This is a genomic window from Acidovorax radicis (assembly GCF_020510705.1).
Taxonomy (GTDB): Bacteria; Pseudomonadota; Gammaproteobacteria; order Burkholderiales; family Burkholderiaceae_C; genus Acidovorax; species Acidovorax radicis_A.
Genome location: NZ_CP075184.1, coordinates 4179930 through 4197994, shown reverse-complemented (window position 1 = coordinate 4197994; position 18065 = coordinate 4179930). Strand labels below are relative to the sequence as shown.

Here is an 18065-nt window from a genome sequence, read left to right as displayed (position 1 = left end):
GGACCCTCATGAAAATCGGATTCATCGGCCTCGGCCGCATGGGCTTCGCCCTGGCCTCCCACCTGCTGCGCAAGGGCGTTCATCTCACGGTGCACGACATTCAAAGTGCCCCCGTGGACGCGCTCGTAACGCAGGGGGCCTTGCGTGCGGCCAGCACCCGGGAACTCGCGGCCAGTGTGGACGTGGTGTTCACCATGCTGCCCGGCCCCAAACAATCGCGCGCGGTCATCCTGGGCGATGGCGGCGTGCTAGACGGTCTGCGCAGCGGCAGCTTTCTGGTGGAGCTGAGCACCATCGACACTGACACGGTGGATGAACTGGCCCGTGCATCGCGCGAGCGCGGCGTGCATTTCGCCGACGCCCCTGTAGGCCGCCTGGCCGCCCACGCCGACCGAGGCGAGTCGCTGTTCATGTTAGGCGCCACCGAAGCCGACCGCGCCACGTTGGAGCCATTGCTGCTGCAGATGGGCACCACGGTGCTGCACTGCGGTGACCCGGGCAGCGGCACGCGCATGAAGCTCATCAACAATTTGATGGTGCTTTGCTACTGCCAGCTCAATTCCGAGGCACTGGTGCTGGCCAATGCGCTGGGCCTGGACACGCGCAAGACCTTTGACGTGCTCACGGGCACCACGGCGTCGAACGGACAACTCAAGGAGAAGTGGCCCGTGAAGGTGCTGGGCGGCGATCTGACGCCGGGCTTCGACATTGCACTGGGCTTCAAGGACCTCACGCTGGCCTGCCAAGCAGCGCAGTCGGCCGGCATCTCGCTGCCGATGGGCAACCTGGCGCGCAGCATGTTTCAGCTTGCCCGCCATGCCGGCAAGGATGGACAGGACACCTCGTGCATGACGGATTTTTGGGCCGAGTCCAACGGGCTGCCGCCGCTGCGGATGTAGGGCCCTGCACACATATCACCCCAAACAACCAAAAGATATCAGGAGACAAGCCATGAAACCCACCTGCACCAAGATAACGATCGCCGCAGCCCTGCTTACCACCTCGATGCTCGCGCCCGCGCAGGACAAGAGCGCGCGCATCTCGGACGGCGTAATCAAGATCGGCGTACTGACCGACCTCAACGGCCCCTTCATGGACAACGTCGGCAAGGGATCCATCATCGCCACCGAAATCGCCATTGAGGAGTTTGGCGGCAAGGTGCTGGGCTACCCGATTCAGATGGTCACTGCCGACCACCAGAACAAGGCCGATGTGGGCTCCACCCGTGTGCGCGAATGGTTCGACCGCGACCAAGTGGACGTGGTGACCGAGCTGGGCAACAGCGCCGTAGCTCTGGCCACGATGAAACTCGCACAGGAAAAGGGGCGCATGTCCATCGTCACCGGCGCCGGGGCGGTGCGCATCTCCAATGAGGACTGCACGCCCAACAACCTGCACTGGGTATATGACACCTACTCGCTCGCCAAGGTGGGCACGCAGTCTGCGGTGAAGGGGGGCGCAAAGACCTGGTATTACCTCACGGCGGACTACGCCTTCGGTCATTCTCTGGAGAACGACGGCAAAAAAATCATCGAGGCCGCCGGCGGAAAGGTGCTGGGCTCGTCTCGCTACCCGTTCCCGGGCAGTGACTTTGCCTCTTATATCCTCAAGGCGCAGGCCAGCAAAGCCAACGCGGTGGCCATTGCTACGGCGGGGCTCGATCTGCAGAACGCCATCAAGCAGGGCAAGGAGTTCGGCCTGGCCAGCGGGGGGCAAAAGACCGTGGCCATGCTCATGAGCATCATGGACGTGCACGGCGTGGGTCTGAAAGACGCTGGCGGAATGCTGTTCGCCGAATCGTTCTACTGGGATCTGGACGACTCCTCTCGCGCATTCGCGCGCAAGTTCTTCGAACGAACCAAGCGCATGCCCACCGCGCTGCAGGCCGGGCAGTACTCGGCCACGCTGAACTACCTCAAGGCCATCGAAAAGGCCAAATCCGACAACGTGGCCGACGTGATGAAGGCCATCAAGAGCATGCCTATCCAGGACGCATTTGCCAAGAACGGCAAGGTGCGTGCAGACGGCAAGATGATCCACGATATGTACCTCGTGCGCGTGAAAACCCAGCAGGAATCGAAGGCCGCGTGGGACTACTACACGGTGTTAGAGACCGTGCCCGGCGAGCAGGCGTTCCACTCTGCCGCAGAGAGCAAGTGCCCCTTGTTCAAGCAGTGATGTCCTCGCCATGAACCAAGTCTGCTATCAAATCCTCGCCGTGAAGTACGCCACGGTGGATCGGGCACGGGGCAGCAACTTCCTGCACCCGGCCCCCGGCGACCCACAGGCACCCATGGCGCTGGATTTCTTTGTCTGGCTGATCCTGGGGCCAGGCGGTGCGGTGCTGGTGGACACGGGTTTCAGCTCCGCCTCGGCACTCGCGCGCGGACGGCGGTACCTCGTCTCGCCGCTGGAATCGCTGCGCCGCCTGGGCCACGCGCCCGAGGGCATCCGCGAAGTAGTACTCACGCACCTGCACTACGACCACGCGGGCAACGTCGGCGAATTCCCTGCCGCCACTGTCTGGGTGCAAGACCGCGAGGTGCGCTACGCCACGGGCGACTGCATGTGCGACCCGAAACAGAATCACTTCTTTTCGACCGACGACTTGGCGGTGCTCATAAAGCGCCTGTACCAGGGCAATGTCCGGCTGGTCGACGGCTTTCACGTGCTGCGCGACGGCATCGAGCTGCACCGCGTGGGCGGCCACACCGACGGCCTGCAGGTGGTGCGCGTGCGCACCGCAAGCGGCTGGGTAGTTCTCGCGTCCGATGCGGCGCACTACTACGAAAACCTTGCGCTGCAGAACCCCTTCCCCGCCATTTTCAGCCTTGACGACATGCTCACGGGCTATGCACGCATCCGCGAGCTGGCCGATGGGGAAGACCTCATCGTCCCTGGGCATGACCCCTCAGTTTGTGCCCGCTTCGAGAGCGCAGGCGTGCCCGGCGTCCACGCCTGGCGTATCGCCTGACCTCCTTTTTTATATCCATGGAGACACATTGACATGACTGCATACCACTTGCCCAAGCGCTCTTTTCTGCTGAGCTGCGCGGCCCTGGCCCTGGGCACTACTGCCTTCGCCCAGACGGCGGGCAGCGACTGGCCCACGCGCCCCGTCACCATCGTCGTGGGCTTCGCCGCGGGCGGTCCCACCGACGTGGTTGCGCGCATCCTGGCCGAAAGACTTTCTACCCACTTCAAGCAGAGCTTCGTGGTGGACAACAAGGCCGGCGCTTCCGGCGGCGTGGCGGCCATGCAGGTCAAGCAGGCCGCGCCCGACGGCTACACGCTGATGTTCGGAAGCAGCAGCACGCTGTCCATCATCCCCACGCTGCAAAAGACCGGTTACGACCCGCTCCGGGACTTCACCGCCATCGGCCTGGTCGCCAGCTATCCGTACTTCCTGGTGGCTCCCGCTTCGTCGAACATCACCTCCCTGGACGAACTGCTCAGGCAGGGGCGCAGCCCCTCATCACGACTGAGCTACGGCTCCGCTGGCAACGGCGCGGTCAACCACCTCGCGGGGGAGTGGTTCAAGCACGAGGCGAAGATCGACGCAGTGCATATCCCCTACAAGGGCGACTCGGCCGCGGTTACGGACCTAGTAGCGGGCCGACTGGACTTCGCATTCCTCGCAGGCTCAGTGGCTCTGCCGCAGGCCAAGGCGGGAAAGATGCGGCTGCTGGCGTCCGCCAGCGCCGTGCCTGGTCGCGGCGGCGAGGGACTGCCCACGCTGGGCGAGCAACGCTTCAAGGGCTACGCCGCCGAGCCATGGAACGGGCTGATGGGCCCCAAAGGCATCCCCCAGCCCATTGTGGCCAGGCTCAACGCAGCCGTGAACCAAATCATGAGCCGCCCGGACGTGGTGGCCCACCTGGCCACCATAGAGCAATACCCACTCACCGGCACTCCCCAGCAATTCACCGACCATATCAAGGCGCAGACCGCGCGCTGGGCTGCAGTGATCCAGTCGTCCAACATCAAGATGGACCAATAAGCATGTCGTATTCCCAATGGATTGCCGGAGCGTTCCGCCAGGGCGCATCCACCCAGCGCTTCACCGTCATCAACCCCAGCACCGGCCAGCCGCTGGGCGACTACGCCCATGCGACGCCAGCGGATGTACAGGCCGCCATCGACGCGGCAAGCCAGGCGCTGCGCAGCTGGAGCAAAACCCCGGCCCTGGAGCGCTCCACGCTGCTGCGCCGCGTGGCCGCTCTGATGCGCGAGCGCGGTGAAGCCATCGGCACGCAGATTGCGCGCGAACTGGGCAAGCCCCTGGGCGAGGCGCAAAAGGAAGTGGTGACCGCCGCGGAGATGTTTGAGTGGGCGGCCGAGGAGGCGCGGCGCATCTATGGCCGCACCATTCCCGCGCGCACCGGGGGCGTCACACAGACCATGGTGCTAGAGCCCATCGGCGTGGTGGCCGCGTTCGCGGGCTGGAACGCGCCGGCCATCACGCCCGCGCGCAAGATCAGCAGCGCGCTGGCGGCGGGCTGCACGATCGTCATCAAACCCTCTGAGGAAACGGCGGGCGTGGCGCTGCACATCGCACGTGCGGTACAGGACGCGGGCGTGCCCGACGGCGTCGTCAACATGGTGTTTGGCAATCCCGGTGAGATCGCCGACCAGCTTTGCGCCTCGCCGCAGGTGGCCATGGTCACCTTCACGGGCGCCACCTCGGTTGGCAAGCAGATCGGTGCCAAGGCCGCAAGCGTGATGAAGCGTGCCACGCTGGAGCTGGGCGGCCACGCGCCGGTGATCGTCTGCGACGATGCTGACGTGGAACGCGTGGCGCGCATGGCTGTGGCCACCAAGTACCGCAACGCGGGCCAGGTCTGCACATCGCCCACTCGCTTTCTGGTGCAGGCAGGCGTGTTCGACGCTTTTTGCGCGCACTTCGTGCAGACCGCTCAGGCCATTAAAGTGGGTGACCCGTTCGACCCAGCCACGCAAATGGGTCCACTCAAAAATGTTCGCCGCCTGCAAGCTATTGATCAGCTGGTGCAGGATGCACGCGGGCGGGGCCTGACCATCGCCACGGGCGGCGAGCGCATCGGCACCGAAGGATTTTTCTACCAGCCCACGGTGATCGTGCGGCCCTCGGTCGATTGCGATGCTGCCAACATTGAGCCCTTCGGACCGGTGGCGCTCATCAGTCCGTTCGTGCAGCTGGACGACGCTATCGCGGAGGCCAACCGCCTTCCCTTCGGCCTGGCCTCCTATGCGTTCACCAACCAGCTGGAGCGTGCCCACCGCCTTGCAAGCGAGATAGACAGCGGCGTGGTCTGCATCAACGAGTGGCAGGCTTCGCTGCCCGAGACCCCCTTTGGTGGCCACAAGGACAGTGGCCTGGGCTCAGAGGGCGGCATCGAGGGCTTGCAAGAGTTCCTGCGCATCAAGTGCGTTCGCCAAGGGGTGTCAGCATGAGCACGGTGCTCGGCTTCGTTGGCGTGGGGGTGATGGGTGAGGGCATGTGCCGCAACCTTTTACAAAAATGCGGGTTGCCGGTGCACGTGGCCGACATGCAGGCCGAGAACGTGGCGCGCCTTGCGGCACTCGGCGCGGTGACGTCGAGCATGCCGAGGCTGCGCGAGACAGCACACACAGTGTTCCTTTCGTTGCCTTCGATCGATCAGGTAGAAGACGTGTGCTTCGGCGCCGAGCCGCTCATCGTTTCCGGCGGAACGGTGAAGACCGTGGTGGACATGAGCACCAGCGACGTGCCGCGCACGCGCGCGCTGGCCAAGCGGCTGGCCACACACGGTGTGCGTTTTCTCGATGCCCCCGTGGCCCGCAGCCGGGAGGCCGCAAACAACGGCACGCTACTTATCACCGTGGGTGGTCCGGCTGACCTGTTCGAGGCCATAGTGCCGTGGCTGCGCTGCATGGGATCGGACGTGGTGCTCTGCGGCGGCGTTGGCGCCGGGCAGGTGGTCAAGATCATGAACAACATGGTGTTGCTATCCACTGTCAACGCGCTGGCGGAAGCTATGGCAATTGCCGAGGCCGCTGGCGTGGACAAAGCGCTGCTCGCCAGCGTACTGCGCCAGGGCTCGGCCGATTCGTTCGCGCTACGGCTCACGGGCGAGAAGCTTGCGCAGGACGAGTTTCCGGAAAAGCTCTTTTCTACCGCCTACGCGCTCAAAGACCTGCGGCTCGCGCTGGACCTCGCGCAGGCCTCGGGCATCACGCCGGCCGTGGCCCAGGCCACGGCAGCACTGCTGGATGTGGCCTGCGCCAGCGGCTATGCGATGAACTACTACCCGGTGATTTACCGCCTGCTACGCGCTTGAAAAGCATAGCTGCTTGCGCTTATCTGGCCTAAACAAAGTGGTTAAATCTATCTGAAATCCATTGCCTACGGGCGCAGGCAGCTCACTTTTTCATAGTCGCCTCGCCTCGCGCATCAGCCAGCCCTTGAACGCAGCGATCTTGTCAGAGTGGCGCTGCAACGAAGGCGTGACGATGTATTGCCCTTGGCCAGTGTGCAGAGGGCGCGCGAAAGGGCGCACCAGGCGGCCGGCTTGAAAATCGGCTTCCAGCATGTGCTGCTGACCGATGGCGACACCCAGGCCGTCCACGGCCGCCTGCCATGTGAGGATGGAACTGCTGAAAACCATCTTCTCGGCCGTCTCGAAGACATCGCTCATCCCCGCGTGCGCAAGCCAGCGCGGCCAGTCGTCCTTGCGGTACTTGGAGACCAGCAGGCGCTTGCCGCGCAACCCCTCTAGGGTGGCTGCGCCCTCGATGAAGCCAGGCGCGCAGACCGGCTCCACGACGTCCTCCAGCAACAGCGTGGCCTCGGCGTCCGGCCAGGTGCCGTTGCCCAGCACGATGGCCAGATCGCACTTCTCCACCCCGAAATCCAGCGGCGCGTTGCTGTTGAGGATGGATACTTCCACGTCCGGGTACTGTGCTTTGAAATGCGGCAGGCGCGGGATCAGCCAGCGCGCCGTGAGCGTGGTGTAGGTGCGCAGGCGGATGACGTTGTTGGAATATTTTTGAGTGATGAAAGCGGTGGCGGCGGAGATTTCCTCGAACGCCGGCCGGATCCTGCGTGCGTAGGTTTCTCCCACCTCGGTCAGCCGCACGCCCACCCGTTCGCGTGCGAAGAGTTGCACGCCCAGGTATTCCTCCAACACGGCCACCTGCCTGCTCACCGCCGACTGACTCACGTTCAACTCGCTGGCCGCCAGCGTGAGATTACTGGTGCGTGCGACGACTTCAAAGACCTTGAGGGGATTGAGTGGGGGTGTTTTCATCAGCACGCCATTGTCTAGCATCGCGATTGGACTTACCGAAACCGATCTGGGGCCATACCGGTTGGCGCTGGCACCGTAAGAGCTGCGCATTTACGGTGAGCAGGAGCCGCCATGCCGTTCAGCACAGCTATTGGAGATTTGCAGTAAACCCTGCACAAGAATGTTAACAATCGTTGCCCGCTTGAGATGGGGGGTAGCGCTGCGTGGTCATTAAAATATCATCGCGTCCACAAAACCCAGGTGAGAGGGTCGGAAATGTCCGGTTGCCTCTCTGATTTTTCTTCCTTCTACGCTCGTTCTGTGCGTAGACCCGGCGAATCATGTGGTGTCAAACACGCCGAGATTCGCGGGCTTATGTCATGACGCTCTTCAACTTCAAAACTCAAATGCGCTTTACCCAAAGTTCTTTGCTTCGCCCCCCGCAGTTGTCGGCCCTACTAATTGGCGCGGCGTCTTTGCTTAGCGGCTTCAATGTCGGTGCTCAGACTTTGGGAATGTACCTCTCCCCCCGGTGAGCAGAACACGACACGAGCGGGTGCCACTGTTGAACCTTTCTCGGGTGCCACCGGGGCTATTGGCGCCTCGGGAAATTTTGCGGTAGGGTCGTGGTCTGGCGCTACAGTCGGCGTCAGACGGGACAATGCCGGCAATTATGGCGGCGCAAATGGTACGGGGCAGTATCTCGCCATTCCAAGCACCGATGAGGTTTCCGTCTCTTTGACGGGCGACCGAAAGTACGTGGGCTTCTGGTGGTCAGCGGGCAATGCCGGCAACACCATCAAGTTCTATGATGATGCCAACAATCTGTTGGTGACATTCACCACGAACTCGCTGACAACGCTCCTGGGTGGTGGCGGCAATATCACCGCTATCAACGGCAGCGAATATGCAAAGCTTGCCTACTTTGGCAACCCAAATCCTCCAGCGGGTCGCATTCCCACTGAGACCTATGGCTACGTCAACCTTTTGCTGCAGGGGACCAGCACCAGCTTCGGGCGGATCGTGATCGGGCACCAGGGCGGAGGAAGCTTTGAGCTGGACAACCTGGCTGTGGCCGATGCAGCGGCGGTGCCTGGTACTTGGGTGAACTATGAAACGGTGCCGATAAATTTGCTGGCAGGAGCCATCGGTTCCAACAACGATACTGCCATTACACCGCGCGACGTACCTGTCAGTGGCAACGTTGCCACCAACGATAAGACGGTGGCAGGCTCCACGTTCGTAGTCACCACGCAGCCCCCCAACGGCTCGGTCACCATCGACGACCCGGCTACTGGCGCCTTCACCTATAAGCCCAAAACCGGCTTTGTGGGTGAAGACACGTTCACCTACCAGCAGTGCAAACCGGCGCCGGATCAGGCAGAGTGTGCGACGGCTTCAGTCAAGGTGACGGTGGCACCCGATGCCGTGAACGACACAGAGGCCACGGAGGTGAACACACCGCTCACTGCTTCGGTCGCAAAGAACGATTTCACCCTGGCGGGCTCCACCTTCACGACGATCACACTGCCTACCAACGGCAGCCTCGTCTCACCACTCAACCTGGCGACAGGTGAATACACCTACAAGCCCAACACCGGCTACACCGGCACCGATACCTTCGTGTACCGTCTGTGCCTTCCGGCCCCCAACGCCGGGATGTGCGATGACGCCACAGTGACCATTACGATTGCGCCGCAGGCCGTGCCCGTTGCCTCCAGTGTGTCCATCACTGGCACGCCTTCGGTGGGCCAGACACTGACGGGCAACTACACCTACACCGATGTCAATGCTGATCTGGAAGGCATCTCCACCTTCCGCTGGGTGCGCAGCCCCACCAATAGCGTGGTTGGTGGCGTAAACGTGGGCAACGCGTCTGGGTATACAACAGTACCCGCGGACGATGGCAGCTATATGTTCTTCTGCGTGACGCCAGTGGCGGTGACCGGCCTGTCCCCAGGCGTGGAAGTCTGCTCGCCAGGGGCGCGTCTCGGTGCCGTGGCACCCGCCTCCATTCCCACGCTGTCTCAATGAGGAATGATCATTCTGTCCTTGCTGATGGGAGCCTTCACGGTGGCCTTTACGCGCGCACGTCGCTGAGTGAAGAGTCCGAGCGTTGAGAGCACGCCCTGCACGGCGGAGCGCTAGGGTGGTGGATAATTTTCACTTAGGGATATCCTCCGCCTTCATCGCTTGGACCGTCTGCTGCGAATGAATGCAACCAGCCTCAAGCAGCCGCCCGTGACGTTTAGTCGAATGACTGGTTGTGATCGCAGCAGTCGTTCAACGACTGCTGATTGAGCGACAGCAACCAGCCTTTATGTACAGCTGTGCATAAAGGCTGGTTGCGGACGCTCAGCCAGCAGTTGGCGAAAGGCTGCACAGTACGAGAGCAGTCATTGAACATCGGAGCCTAGCGAGGCTCTCAATTCAAGACCTATCACCGCCAGCGCAGTTATGGATCAGGCATTGCCCCAAATGCGCAATTGCTGTCATTAGCTCATAGTTAGAGTTGGATAACAGTTCGCCGAGCCTAGCCAGTCCTCGCGACCGCCCCCCGAACACACATCATTGATAGACGTGACCACCCGCACTTCACCTGACCTGGACTGGGCGTCGATCTTGCCCTTGAATGGATCTAAACAAAATGGCTTCGAGGAGCTTTGTACGCCTATTGCAAGGTCATCGTGCCCTAGCGACGTTGAGTTCGTCCGCAAAGGTCGACCCGATTCCGGCGTTGAAGCTTTTGCGGTCCAAACTGGCGGAGGCGTTTGGGCATGGCAAGCAAAGTACTTTCAAACAATAAAAGATTCACAGTGGAAACAGCTTGACGAATCGGTCAGGGCTGCTCTTGTTGATTTCCACGCAGAAGTGACCCACTGATCCCCAGGATTTCCATCCAAACCTGACCCACGTACTAACCTTAACCTGCTGCTTCTTTGAGCAGCAGGAGACCAGGAGTGATAGACGTGGCAACACTGAGTGTCATCAGGCGCTGGGCCCTGCGAGAGTAGCTGTCCATCCGGGAGATCGCCCGCCGCACGGGTCTCTCACATAGGCTGGTACGGCCACGTTCTGTACACCGTGATCGCCAGACGCAAGGGCCTGGTCATTCCGGCCGACTGACGCCGCTTGTGGGCACCCTTTTGCGCAGGTAGCCCCGGGGGTTCCAGGTGATCAGAAAATGCTCGCGGCTGCGGTCACTCTCAAACCATGGGTTCTCATTCAGGAAGGCCTCGATGGCCTCGTAGGGGCCAGGCTTCGGTCCGACCTCCAGTCCGTGGTGGCAGATGCTGTCCTCCACGATGAAGTAGCCACCGGGCTGGACGAGCAGTGCGTACTGCCGCAGGACCTGCAGGGTGTTGTCGAAGGTGTGCGCGCTGTCCTCGATCAGCAGGACCTGCTCATCCGCCGCGATCAACCGCTGCACCTGCGCGAAGGTTTCACACGCGTCGCCCTCTATCAGCGTCACCCGAGGGTGGTCGCGCACCACGGGGGGGACCAGATGGTGCGACTGATCCACGCCGATGACCCGCCCATGGCCCATGGCGTCGCACAAATGCGCCAGCGCCAGCAGGTGGCCGCCATGAAAGTTGCCGATCTCGACGATTACATTGGGCCGGGTCTCGACAATGATTTCCTGGTAAACCCAGGCATCCAGCGGATTCTTGAGCGTCCGGATGCCGAAATAGGTCGTGTGGTCCATGATGCCCTGCTGCACGACAGGCAGCACCTCTGCGAGAGTGGCGTCCAGGCGCATTTCCATGGGGTGGAAATTCAGCATCGCCCTGTCTCCACGCGGGCATTGGTCAGCGGCCAATGAGGAAGTGGCATCGGAAATTCGCTTTCAGCTTTCAATGTCGGCTCTCGAATGCGTTTGCAGCTGCAGTGCGCGAGCTCATAACTCTTGGAATCACGGGTTCTGCAGGACAATCCGGACGATGATAAATCGCAGCCGATGGTCGGCTACACCGAAACAACGGTAGCTGACACAGGGAGGCACGGTGAATCACTCGCAGGTTCCGCTGGTCGTAGATCTCGACGGCACTCTGCTCAAGACCGACCTGTTGGCCGAAACGGCCAATGGCGTCATCGTCGCACAGCCTTGGCGCATCTTCCAGGTGCTGGCCTGGCTGTCGGCTGGCAAGGCCACGCTGAAGGCACGCCTGGCACAAGCCAGTGTCCTCGATCCGGCCACGCTGCCTTTCAATGAGGAACTGCTGGCCTGGCTGCGGGAGGAAAAGGGCCAGGGGCGCCGCGTGGTGCTCGCAACGGCAAGCCACCAGCTTCTGGCCGACCAGGTGGCCAGGCACCTGGGCCTGTTCGATGAAGTGCTGGCCACCCAAGGGGCGCTCAATCTCAAGGCCCATGCCAAGCTGGATGCGTTGGTGGCCCGCTTCGGAGAAGGTGGTTTTGACTATGTGGGCAATGACTGGGCCGATCTTCCTGTGTGGAGATCTGCGGCCCAGGCTCATGTGGTGGGGGGGCTCGCGGGTGTGTTGGGGCAGGTGCGCGGTCTGGGGCGGCCGGGGCGCCATATCGCCAGTGGCCGGCCCACTGCCTGGGAGATGCTGGTGCGTGCCATGCGCCCGCACCAGTGGGTCAAGAACCTGCTGGTGTTTGTTCCGTTGATGACCGCACACCGCTACGCTGATGGCGCCAGCGTGGGGAATGTCTGGTGGGCGTTCGTTGTCTTCAGCCTGACGGCCTCCAGCGTCTACCTGCTCAATGACCTGGTCGACCTGAGCGATGACCGCCAACACCCGGGCAAGCGGTTGCGCCCTTTCGCGTCGGGCAATCTGGATCTGGTGCTGGGCTGGGCGGCCTGGCCTGCGCTGGTGGTGGTGGCGCTGCTGATTGCAGGCGCCAGGTTGCCTTGGCAATTCGTGGTGGCTCTCGTGGCGTATTTTTTGTTCACACTGGCCTATTCCCTGCGGCTCAAGCAGATGCCGGTGGTCGATGTGCTGACGCTGGCGGGGCTGTACACGCTGCGCATCGTGGCCGGGGCAACTGCCATTGGCGTGCCTTTGTCGTTCTGGCTGCTGGCGTTCTCCATGTTCCTGTTTTTCAGCCTGGCCCTGCTCAAGCGCTACAGCGAGCTGCGCGCGGTCTCGCCCGCTGGCCGGGTGGTCGGGTTGCGGGGCCGCGGCTACGACACGCAGGACCTGGGCCTCATAGCCAGCCTGGGGGGTGGCGCGGGCTACATCGCGGTGATGGTGCTGGCGCTCTACATACAGGACGAGCACACGGCTCGCCTGTACGCCACGCCTGCCTTCATCTGGCTGGCCTGCCCGTTGCTGCTGTACTGGGTTTCGCGCGCGTGGCTCATTGCCCACCGTGGCCACATGCACGACGACCCCGTGGTCTTCGCGCTGAAGGACAGGGCCAGCTGGACGGTAGCCGCACTGCTGGCGCTGGCGTTCGCGCTGGCCAGGGTGGTGGCTTGAGGGGCGTTGCGTCATGGGGACGCCTGAGCGCCGACCCGCACCACACTATCGGCCTGCACGATGCGGCGCAGGTGGCCAGCGTGCTCGCCGGCGCCCGCGTTCCCGGTCTGGCCCATGGCATGGGCCGCAGCTATGGCGACGTCTGCCTCAACCCGGCGGGTCTGCTCTGGCTCACAGCGGGCCTGGACCGTTTCATCAGCTTTGATGGCACCACGGGCCGCCTGGCGTGCGAAGCGGGCGTCTTGCTGCGTGACATTCAGCGCCTGGCCTTGCCTCGGGGCTGGGCGCTGCCAGTCATGCCCGGCACGCAACAGGTCACGGTGGGCGGAGCCATTGCAAACGATGTCCATGGCAAGAACCACCACCGGTACGGAACGTTCGGCGACCATGTGTTGCGCATCCGGCTGGTGCGCACCGATGGCAGCACGCTGGATTGCGGCCCTGGTTTGCGGCCCAAATGGTGGGCGGCCACGGTCGGCGGTCTGGGCCTGACCGGGGTGATCACCGAGGCCGAGATCCAGCTGCGCCGGCTGACTGGCCCATGGCTGGATACCGAAACCATTCCGTTCGCGGGCCTGCAGGAGTTCCTCGGCCTCGCAGACGAGTCCGAGGCCAGCTGGGAGCACAGCGTGGCGTGGATCGATTGCCTCTCGGGCACCCGGGCGCGCGGCCTGTTCATGCGGGCCTCTCCGGCCGGACCGCAGACGCGGCCCGAGCCGGTCCCCCGGGTTCTGAGGGTGCCCTGCGTGCCACCGATCTTGCTGGTGAACCGCTTCTCGCTGCGGCCGTTCAACGCGCTGTACTTCCATCGGGGCAGGATGAGGGCTGGCCGGGCCGTGATGCACCAGGAGTCTTTCCACTATCCGCTGGACGCACTGCTCGGCTGGAACCGCCTGTACGGGCCCGCAGGCTTCTTCCAGTACCAGAGCGTGGTGCCGCGCCGTGCCGGGGCGGCCGCCACTGAAGCCATGTTGGGCGAGATCGCGCGTTCGGGAGAGGGCTCATTCCTGGCGGTGCTGAAGACCTTTGGCGAACGGACACCGCCCGGCATGCTGAGCTTTGTGCAGCCGGGCGTGACGCTGTCGCTGGACTTTCCCCACCGGGGGGCGAGGACCCTGGCCCTGTTCGAGCGGCTCGATGCCATCGTGGCCGAGGCCGGCGGCCGGCTGTATGCGGCCAAGGACGCGCGCATGCCCAGGGCACTGTTCGAGGCGGGGTATCCGAGGCTGGATGAATTTGCGGCATTCCGCGACCCAGGCGTCAGCTCGGGGCTTTCGCGGCGGCTGTTGAGGAGTTGATGTGAGCGACCGCAAAAGAAAAATCGTCATCATTGGTGCCACCTCGGCCATCGCCGAACATTGTGCTCGGCTGTGGGTGCAGGCCGAGCCCGTGGACCTGACCCTCGTCGGCCGCGACCCTGGCCGAGTGGCGCGCGTGGCTGGTGATCTGCAGGTGCGCAGTCCGCAGTCCGACATCCGTGGCGTGCAAGCGGATTTTCTCGACCCGCTGGCCATCCGCGCCACGGTCGATGGCATTGCGCGGCAAGGGCCGGTGGACATCGTGCTCATCGCCCATGGCAGCCTCCCCGCGCAGACGGTGTGCCAGGAGGACCTGGTGGCCTGCCGCGAGGCGCTGGAGATCAATGGGGTTTCGCCGGTACTTTTCGCCGAAGCCTTCGCCAGCCACATGGCCCTGCACGATCAGGGTTCCCTGGCACTGATCGGCTCGGTCGCCGGTGACCGGGGGCGCAGGTCCAACTACGTGTACGGCGCGGCCAAGGGCCTGATCGCGCGGTATGCCCAGGGGCTGCAGCACCGTTTTGCCGGCACGGGGGTGCGGGTGGTGCTGATCGAGCCCGGCCCCACCGAAACACCGATGACCGCACACCTCAAGGCACAAGGCGCCCGGCTCGCCGACGTGCAGGAAGTCGCACGCCAAGCGGTCGCCGCCATCGAGGCGGGCAAGGCGCTGGCGTATGTGCCCGGGCGGTGGCGCTGGATCATGTTGGTCATCCGCCATCTGCCGCGTGCCGTCTTCAACCGAATGAAAATCTGAGCATGGAGATCCACCGCAATTCCACCGCCCGCAGAGGCCCCTGACGCCAGTCCCCGTTCAGCTCGGGCTGTTGCTGGCCTTGCTGTTCACCGGCGCGTTCTACCTGTCGTATGCGCAAAGCTCCTGGTTCTTCCAGGACGACTTCCAGCTCATCATGCAGTACGCACACGCGCTGCAGCCCCAGCAGCTCCTGGACTTCGGCAGCTTTGGCCGCTTTCTGAGCCGCAACGCCTACTGGCGTGAAAGTCTCCCCTGTCGCACGTTCCCCACACGCAGGCTGAGTCAATGGTTTAACTATTTTCAAACGGGGGCTTTTCTGGGTGTGATGAACTGCGGGGTGTCACCAAGGCCGTCAGCCAAGACCTTTGACGCCCCCCGTGCCTTCTCCATTACTCTTGGCCTGTGAACCCGACTATCTAAACGCCGCAGAGGATGTATCCTCAGACTCTGGCCGCAATCGGCCAGGAGGCGCCGATGCCCCGTGAGAGGCAGTTCTGCAGCGGGAGTTGCCCGTGGGTGCTACCAGATGGACTCACGCTGGCGGCTACCAAGCGGTCATTGGGTGCGGAGAAGGGCGCGTGCCCAAATGGCGCCTGTGTGAGGTACTGCAGTCATCGGGCTTGCGCAACCTCTTGTATATTTCGCACGACCATCGCTCGATGGGGCTCATCCTTGCTCTCGAATGGACATACACCAAGCAGAGATTCAGTTGGCGGGAGCAAAGCACCTGCGATGGCTGCCGGAGGGAGTTGTCGTTTCCGACGACGGTTTGTTGATCTCCGGATGGGCTCTGACGGTCTGGGACCGCCAGGACCGGATGCGCTTTCTGATCAATGGCGTTGCCTTCGACAAGCTTGACTGGCCCCTGGAATCCGCCTACCTCACCGCGACGTTCCCCGACATGCCGCACGCGCAGGCTTCCCGCTTCTTTGCCTGGCACCAGCGAAGGCCTGACCGCGAGCTGTTCCCCAACGGTTTTGCGCGCTTCAATGTGACCGGCCCACTGGGCGAGCACCGCTTGTCGTACCGTACGGCCTGGTACCTCGCAGACCCGGCCACCGAGCCTGGCATGCCCACACCGGCGCAGATCGAACGCGTGATCGGCAAGCCGGACGAACAGGCCTACCGGCTTGGCGGTGCCACCATCGTCCAGCGGGTGGAAGCGCTGCTGCTGGAGCGATTCGACCGGCCGCTCGCTTCCTTCCAGGCCATCCTGGACTGGGGTTGCGGTGCCGGGCGGCTTTGCCGCTACCTCACTGCGCGGTCGTCAGTGGTCACCGGCATCGACATCGACCCGGACAACGTGGCGGCGTGTGTGCGCCTGCTGCCGCAGGGCCGTTTCCTGCAGGTGGACCTGATGCCGCCCACGCCCTTCCCGGCGGCGGCGTTCGACCTGGTGGTGGGCCTGTCGGTGCTCACCCACCTGGACGAACCCGTGCAGGACGCGTGGCTGGCCGAGCTGCAGCGCATCACCCGCCCGCAAGCTTTGCTGCTGCTGTCGGTGCAGGGCCTGGCCCAGATGTCGCTGTACCGGGCGCCGCCTGAAATGGCGCTGGTCGCGCACGAGAAGGGCATTCTGGACAACGGTGCCAATGCTCAGCTCACCGAGGTGCTGGCAGACCAGACCTACTACCGCGACGTGATGCATTCGCGCGACTACATCATGACCCGGTGGGCGAAATGGTTCGATGTGCTCGACATCATCGAAGGCATGGCCGGCAACCAGGACCTGGTGTTGCTGCGCCGTCGCGCAGACTGACAAAAGAAGGAGCCGGCATGCACCCGAGCGCCATGCACAACGGTGCCCTGTTTTTCGAGACCTACCTGGCCAGCCACGCGCAGGCCACGGTGCTGGACATCGGCTCGCAGGACGTCAATGGTTCCCTGCGCGCGCTGGCCTCGCCCGGCATGAACTACGTGGGGCTGGACTTCGCGGCCGGGCCGGGTGTGGACCTGGTGCTGGACGACCCCTACCACCTGCCTCTCGCCGACGGCAGCGTGGATGCGGTGGTCAGCAGCTCGTGCTTTGAGCACATCGAGATGTTCTGGCTCATGTTCAACGAAGTGCTGCGCGTGCTCAAGCCCGAAGGGCTGTTCTACCTGAACGCGCCCAGCAACGGCGAGTTCCACCGCTACCCGGCGGACTGCTGGCGCTTCTACCCGGACGCTGGCGAGGCCTTGGTGCGCTGGGGCGTTCGCTCAGGGTGGCAGCCGGCCCTGCTGGAGTCGTTCACCACCCACCAGCAGCGCGACATCTGGAACGACTTCGTGGCGGTGTTCGTGAAGGACGCGGCCTGTGTGGGGCAGCACCCGGCGCGCATGCTCGACCGGCTGGAGCGCTACATGAATGGCCGCAGGCACGGCGTGGAAGGTATCCTGTGCCTGCAGGCAGCCAGCGAAGACGGGGCCAAACTCGCGCAGCTCACCGGCCACGCCAAGCCCCAGGCCTGACGCTTCACCTGACCGTTCTTCAGCCCGTCTTGCGCAACCACAGGCTGGCACCCTCGTTGCGCAGGCACAGCGGCATGTGCTGCTCGAAGAAGCTGCGGTGGAAGTGCGACATGTAGGTGTTCATGAGCAGCACCTGGAAGCGCGCGTTGTCTTGCAGGAAGGCGCGCACCAGGTAGGCCTCGTTCCAGGCCCGGCCTTCCAGGATCCATTCCTTCGGGTATTCGAAGGGGTAGAAGATGTCGTGCAGGTGGATCGCCACGCCGGGCGCCAGCAGGGGAAAGATGTCGAACAGCAGGCGATTTACGTCGCTGCCCACCTTGCTGACGTGGGTGGAGTCGATGAACAGCACGTCGTTCTCGCCCAGCGCCTGGAACACCTCCACCGGCACGTCCTGCAAGGGCTGGCCCAGCACCGTGGTGCGGGCCTCGTCCCCGGGGTGCATCACCGATTGCAGCAAGGCCGGGTAGGGGTCGATGAAGGTGGTGTGGACGGGGTGGTCCAGGAAGTGTTCGATGGTGTCCAGCGTGACGCACGACGAATGGCCCGACCCCACTTCCACCACCCGCCGGGGCGCAAGGTGGCGCAGCATGCAGTGCAGCATGATCGCGTCGGAGTAACCGTAAGCCGGGTTCTGGTAGTGGTAGCGAAGCCCGGGGCTGGGCTGGTCGGTGAAGGGGATGTCCGGGTAGTAGCCGGCAAAGCGTTCCAGCAGCGCCTGTTGTGCGGCTTCCTGCATGTCGATGCCGGGCAGCGCGCGCGGCATGGGGCCGAACAACCGGGCCTCGTTGTCGCGCACGGCTTGCAGGTCGGGCAGGGCCGAGTAGTAGTGGCCAGGGGGAAACCGTTCGGTGGTGGGCTCGGGCAT

General features: G+C 63.5%; 17 protein-coding genes. 14 read left to right on the top strand and 3 right to left on the bottom strand.

Translation table 11 applies throughout. From position 1 onward, the window contains the following. Positions 1–8 precede the first annotated feature (8 nt). The 6 genes from KI609_RS19190 to KI609_RS19165 are packed head-to-tail and all read left to right on the top strand — an operon-like array spanning position 9 to position 6299. Positions 9–899: an NAD(P)-dependent oxidoreductase gene (locus tag KI609_RS19190; protein ID WP_226445139.1), complete on the top strand. Its 891-nt coding sequence runs from the start codon at positions 9–11 to the stop codon at positions 897–899. Between the two features lie 52 nt (positions 900–951). Continuing rightward, positions 952–2178 (top strand): ABC transporter substrate-binding protein, encoded by a 1227-nt coding sequence (locus tag KI609_RS19185; RefSeq protein WP_226445138.1) that lies wholly within the window; start codon positions 952–954, stop codon positions 2176–2178. Between the two features lie 10 nt (positions 2179–2188). Beyond that, positions 2189–2974, top strand: coding sequence for an N-acyl homoserine lactonase family protein (locus KI609_RS19180; protein ID WP_226445137.1), 786 nt, complete (start codon positions 2189–2191; stop codon positions 2972–2974). 33 nt (positions 2975–3007) lie between these two features. Beyond that, a complete protein-coding gene (locus KI609_RS19175; RefSeq protein WP_226445136.1) occupies positions 3008–4000 on the top strand; it encodes a Bug family tripartite tricarboxylate transporter substrate binding protein in 993 nt (330 codons plus the stop codon). Positions 4001–4002: 2 nt separating this feature from the next. Continuing rightward, the gene (locus KI609_RS19170; protein ID WP_226445135.1) at positions 4003–5433 is read left to right on the top strand and encodes an NAD-dependent succinate-semialdehyde dehydrogenase; all 1431 of its coding nucleotides are present in this window, start codon (positions 4003–4005) and stop codon (positions 5431–5433) included. Continuing rightward, positions 5430–6299, top strand: coding sequence for an NAD(P)-dependent oxidoreductase (locus KI609_RS19165; RefSeq protein WP_226445134.1), 870 nt, complete (start codon positions 5430–5432; stop codon positions 6297–6299). The genes KI609_RS19170 and KI609_RS19165 overlap by 4 nt, the downstream gene beginning before the upstream one ends. A gap of 90 nt (positions 6300–6389) precedes the next feature. On the opposite strand, the gene KI609_RS19160 is transcribed toward KI609_RS19165, so the two are convergent. Then, entirely contained in the window at positions 6390–7268 is an 879-nt protein-coding gene (locus KI609_RS19160; RefSeq protein ID WP_226450538.1) for a LysR substrate-binding domain-containing protein, read from the bottom strand. A gap of 717 nt (positions 7269–7985) precedes the next feature. Between KI609_RS19160 and KI609_RS19155 the strand changes: the two genes are divergently transcribed. Both KI609_RS19155 and KI609_RS19150 read left to right on the top strand, forming a co-directional pair. Continuing rightward, positions 7986–9281: an Ig-like domain-containing protein gene (locus KI609_RS19155; protein ID WP_226445133.1), complete on the top strand. Its 1296-nt coding sequence runs from the start codon at positions 7986–7988 to the stop codon at positions 9279–9281. 546 nt (positions 9282–9827) lie between these two features. Further along, positions 9828–10130 carry a hypothetical protein gene (locus KI609_RS19150; RefSeq protein WP_226445132.1) on the top strand — a complete coding sequence of 101 codons (303 nt, stop codon included), beginning with the start codon at positions 9828–9830 and terminating at the stop codon, positions 10128–10130. A 226-nt stretch (positions 10131–10356) separates the two neighbouring features. Here KI609_RS19150 and KI609_RS19145 read toward each other — a convergent pair whose 3' ends face one another. After that, positions 10357–11013 carry a CmcI family methyltransferase gene (locus KI609_RS19145; RefSeq protein WP_226445131.1) on the bottom strand — a complete coding sequence of 219 codons (657 nt, stop codon included), beginning with the start codon at positions 11011–11013 and terminating at the stop codon, positions 10357–10359. A 238-nt stretch (positions 11014–11251) separates the two neighbouring features. On the opposite strand from KI609_RS19145, the gene KI609_RS19140 reads away from it, so the two are divergent. The 6 genes from KI609_RS19140 (at position 11252) to KI609_RS19115 (ending at position 17200) form a co-directional block, all read left to right on the top strand. Beyond that, positions 11252–12694, top strand: coding sequence for a UbiA family prenyltransferase (locus tag KI609_RS19140; RefSeq protein WP_226445130.1), 1443 nt, complete (start codon positions 11252–11254; stop codon positions 12692–12694). After that, on the top strand, positions 12691–13992 hold the full coding sequence (locus tag KI609_RS19135; protein WP_226445129.1) for an FAD-binding oxidoreductase: 1302 nt from the start codon (positions 12691–12693) through the stop codon (positions 13990–13992). The genes KI609_RS19140 and KI609_RS19135 overlap by 4 nt, the downstream gene beginning before the upstream one ends. A 1-nt stretch (position 13993) precedes the next feature. Further along, positions 13994–14749: an SDR family NAD(P)-dependent oxidoreductase gene (locus tag KI609_RS19130; protein ID WP_226445128.1), complete on the top strand. Its 756-nt coding sequence runs from the start codon at positions 13994–13996 to the stop codon at positions 14747–14749. Positions 14750–14819: 70 nt separating this feature from the next. Further along, positions 14820–15155 (top strand): hypothetical protein, encoded by a 336-nt coding sequence (locus KI609_RS19125; protein ID WP_226445127.1) that lies wholly within the window; start codon positions 14820–14822, stop codon positions 15153–15155. A gap of 276 nt (positions 15156–15431) precedes the next feature. Continuing rightward, a complete protein-coding gene (locus tag KI609_RS19120) occupies positions 15432–16508 on the top strand; it encodes a class I SAM-dependent methyltransferase (protein WP_226445126.1) in 1077 nt (358 codons plus the stop codon). A gap of 17 nt (positions 16509–16525) precedes the next feature. Further along, positions 16526–17200: a methyltransferase domain-containing protein gene (locus KI609_RS19115; RefSeq protein WP_226445125.1), complete on the top strand. Its 675-nt coding sequence runs from the start codon at positions 16526–16528 to the stop codon at positions 17198–17200. A gap of 19 nt (positions 17201–17219) precedes the next feature. Here KI609_RS19115 and KI609_RS19110 read toward each other — a convergent pair whose 3' ends face one another. Then, complete coding sequence (locus KI609_RS19110; protein WP_226445124.1) at positions 17220–18065, bottom strand: class I SAM-dependent methyltransferase; 846 nt, start codon at positions 18063–18065, stop codon at positions 17220–17222.

What these genes read in the sequence shown, in the direction of transcription:
- KI609_RS19120 (WP_226445126.1), top strand. Translation starts at nt 15,432, where the DNA reads ATGGACATACACCAAGCAGAGATTCAGTTGGCGGGAGCAAAGCACCTG.
- KI609_RS19190 (WP_226445139.1), top strand. Translation starts at nt 9, where the DNA reads ATGAAAATCGGATTCATCGGCCTCGGCCGCATGGGCTTCGCCCTGGCC.
- KI609_RS19170 (WP_226445135.1), top strand. Translation starts at nt 4,003, where the DNA reads ATGTCGTATTCCCAATGGATTGCCGGAGCGTTCCGCCAGGGCGCATCC.
- KI609_RS19175 (WP_226445136.1), top strand. Translation starts at nt 3,008, where the DNA reads ATGACTGCATACCACTTGCCCAAGCGCTCTTTTCTGCTGAGCTGCGCG.
- KI609_RS19180 (WP_226445137.1), top strand. Translation starts at nt 2,189, where the DNA reads ATGAACCAAGTCTGCTATCAAATCCTCGCCGTGAAGTACGCCACGGTG.
- KI609_RS19115 (WP_226445125.1), top strand. Translation starts at nt 16,526, where the DNA reads ATGCACCCGAGCGCCATGCACAACGGTGCCCTGTTTTTCGAGACCTAC.
- KI609_RS19160 (WP_226450538.1), bottom strand. Translation starts at nt 7,268, where the DNA reads ATGAAAACACCCCCACTCAATCCCCTCAAGGTCTTTGAAGTCGTCGCA.
- KI609_RS19165 (WP_226445134.1), top strand. Translation starts at nt 5,430, where the DNA reads ATGAGCACGGTGCTCGGCTTCGTTGGCGTGGGGGTGATGGGTGAGGGC.
- KI609_RS19185 (WP_226445138.1), top strand. Translation starts at nt 952, where the DNA reads ATGAAACCCACCTGCACCAAGATAACGATCGCCGCAGCCCTGCTTACC.
- KI609_RS19110 (WP_226445124.1), bottom strand. Translation starts at nt 18,065, where the DNA reads ATGCCCGAGCCCACCACCGAACGGTTTCCCCCTGGCCACTACTACTCG.
- KI609_RS19145 (WP_226445131.1), bottom strand. Translation starts at nt 11,013, where the DNA reads ATGGAAATGCGCCTGGACGCCACTCTCGCAGAGGTGCTGCCTGTCGTG.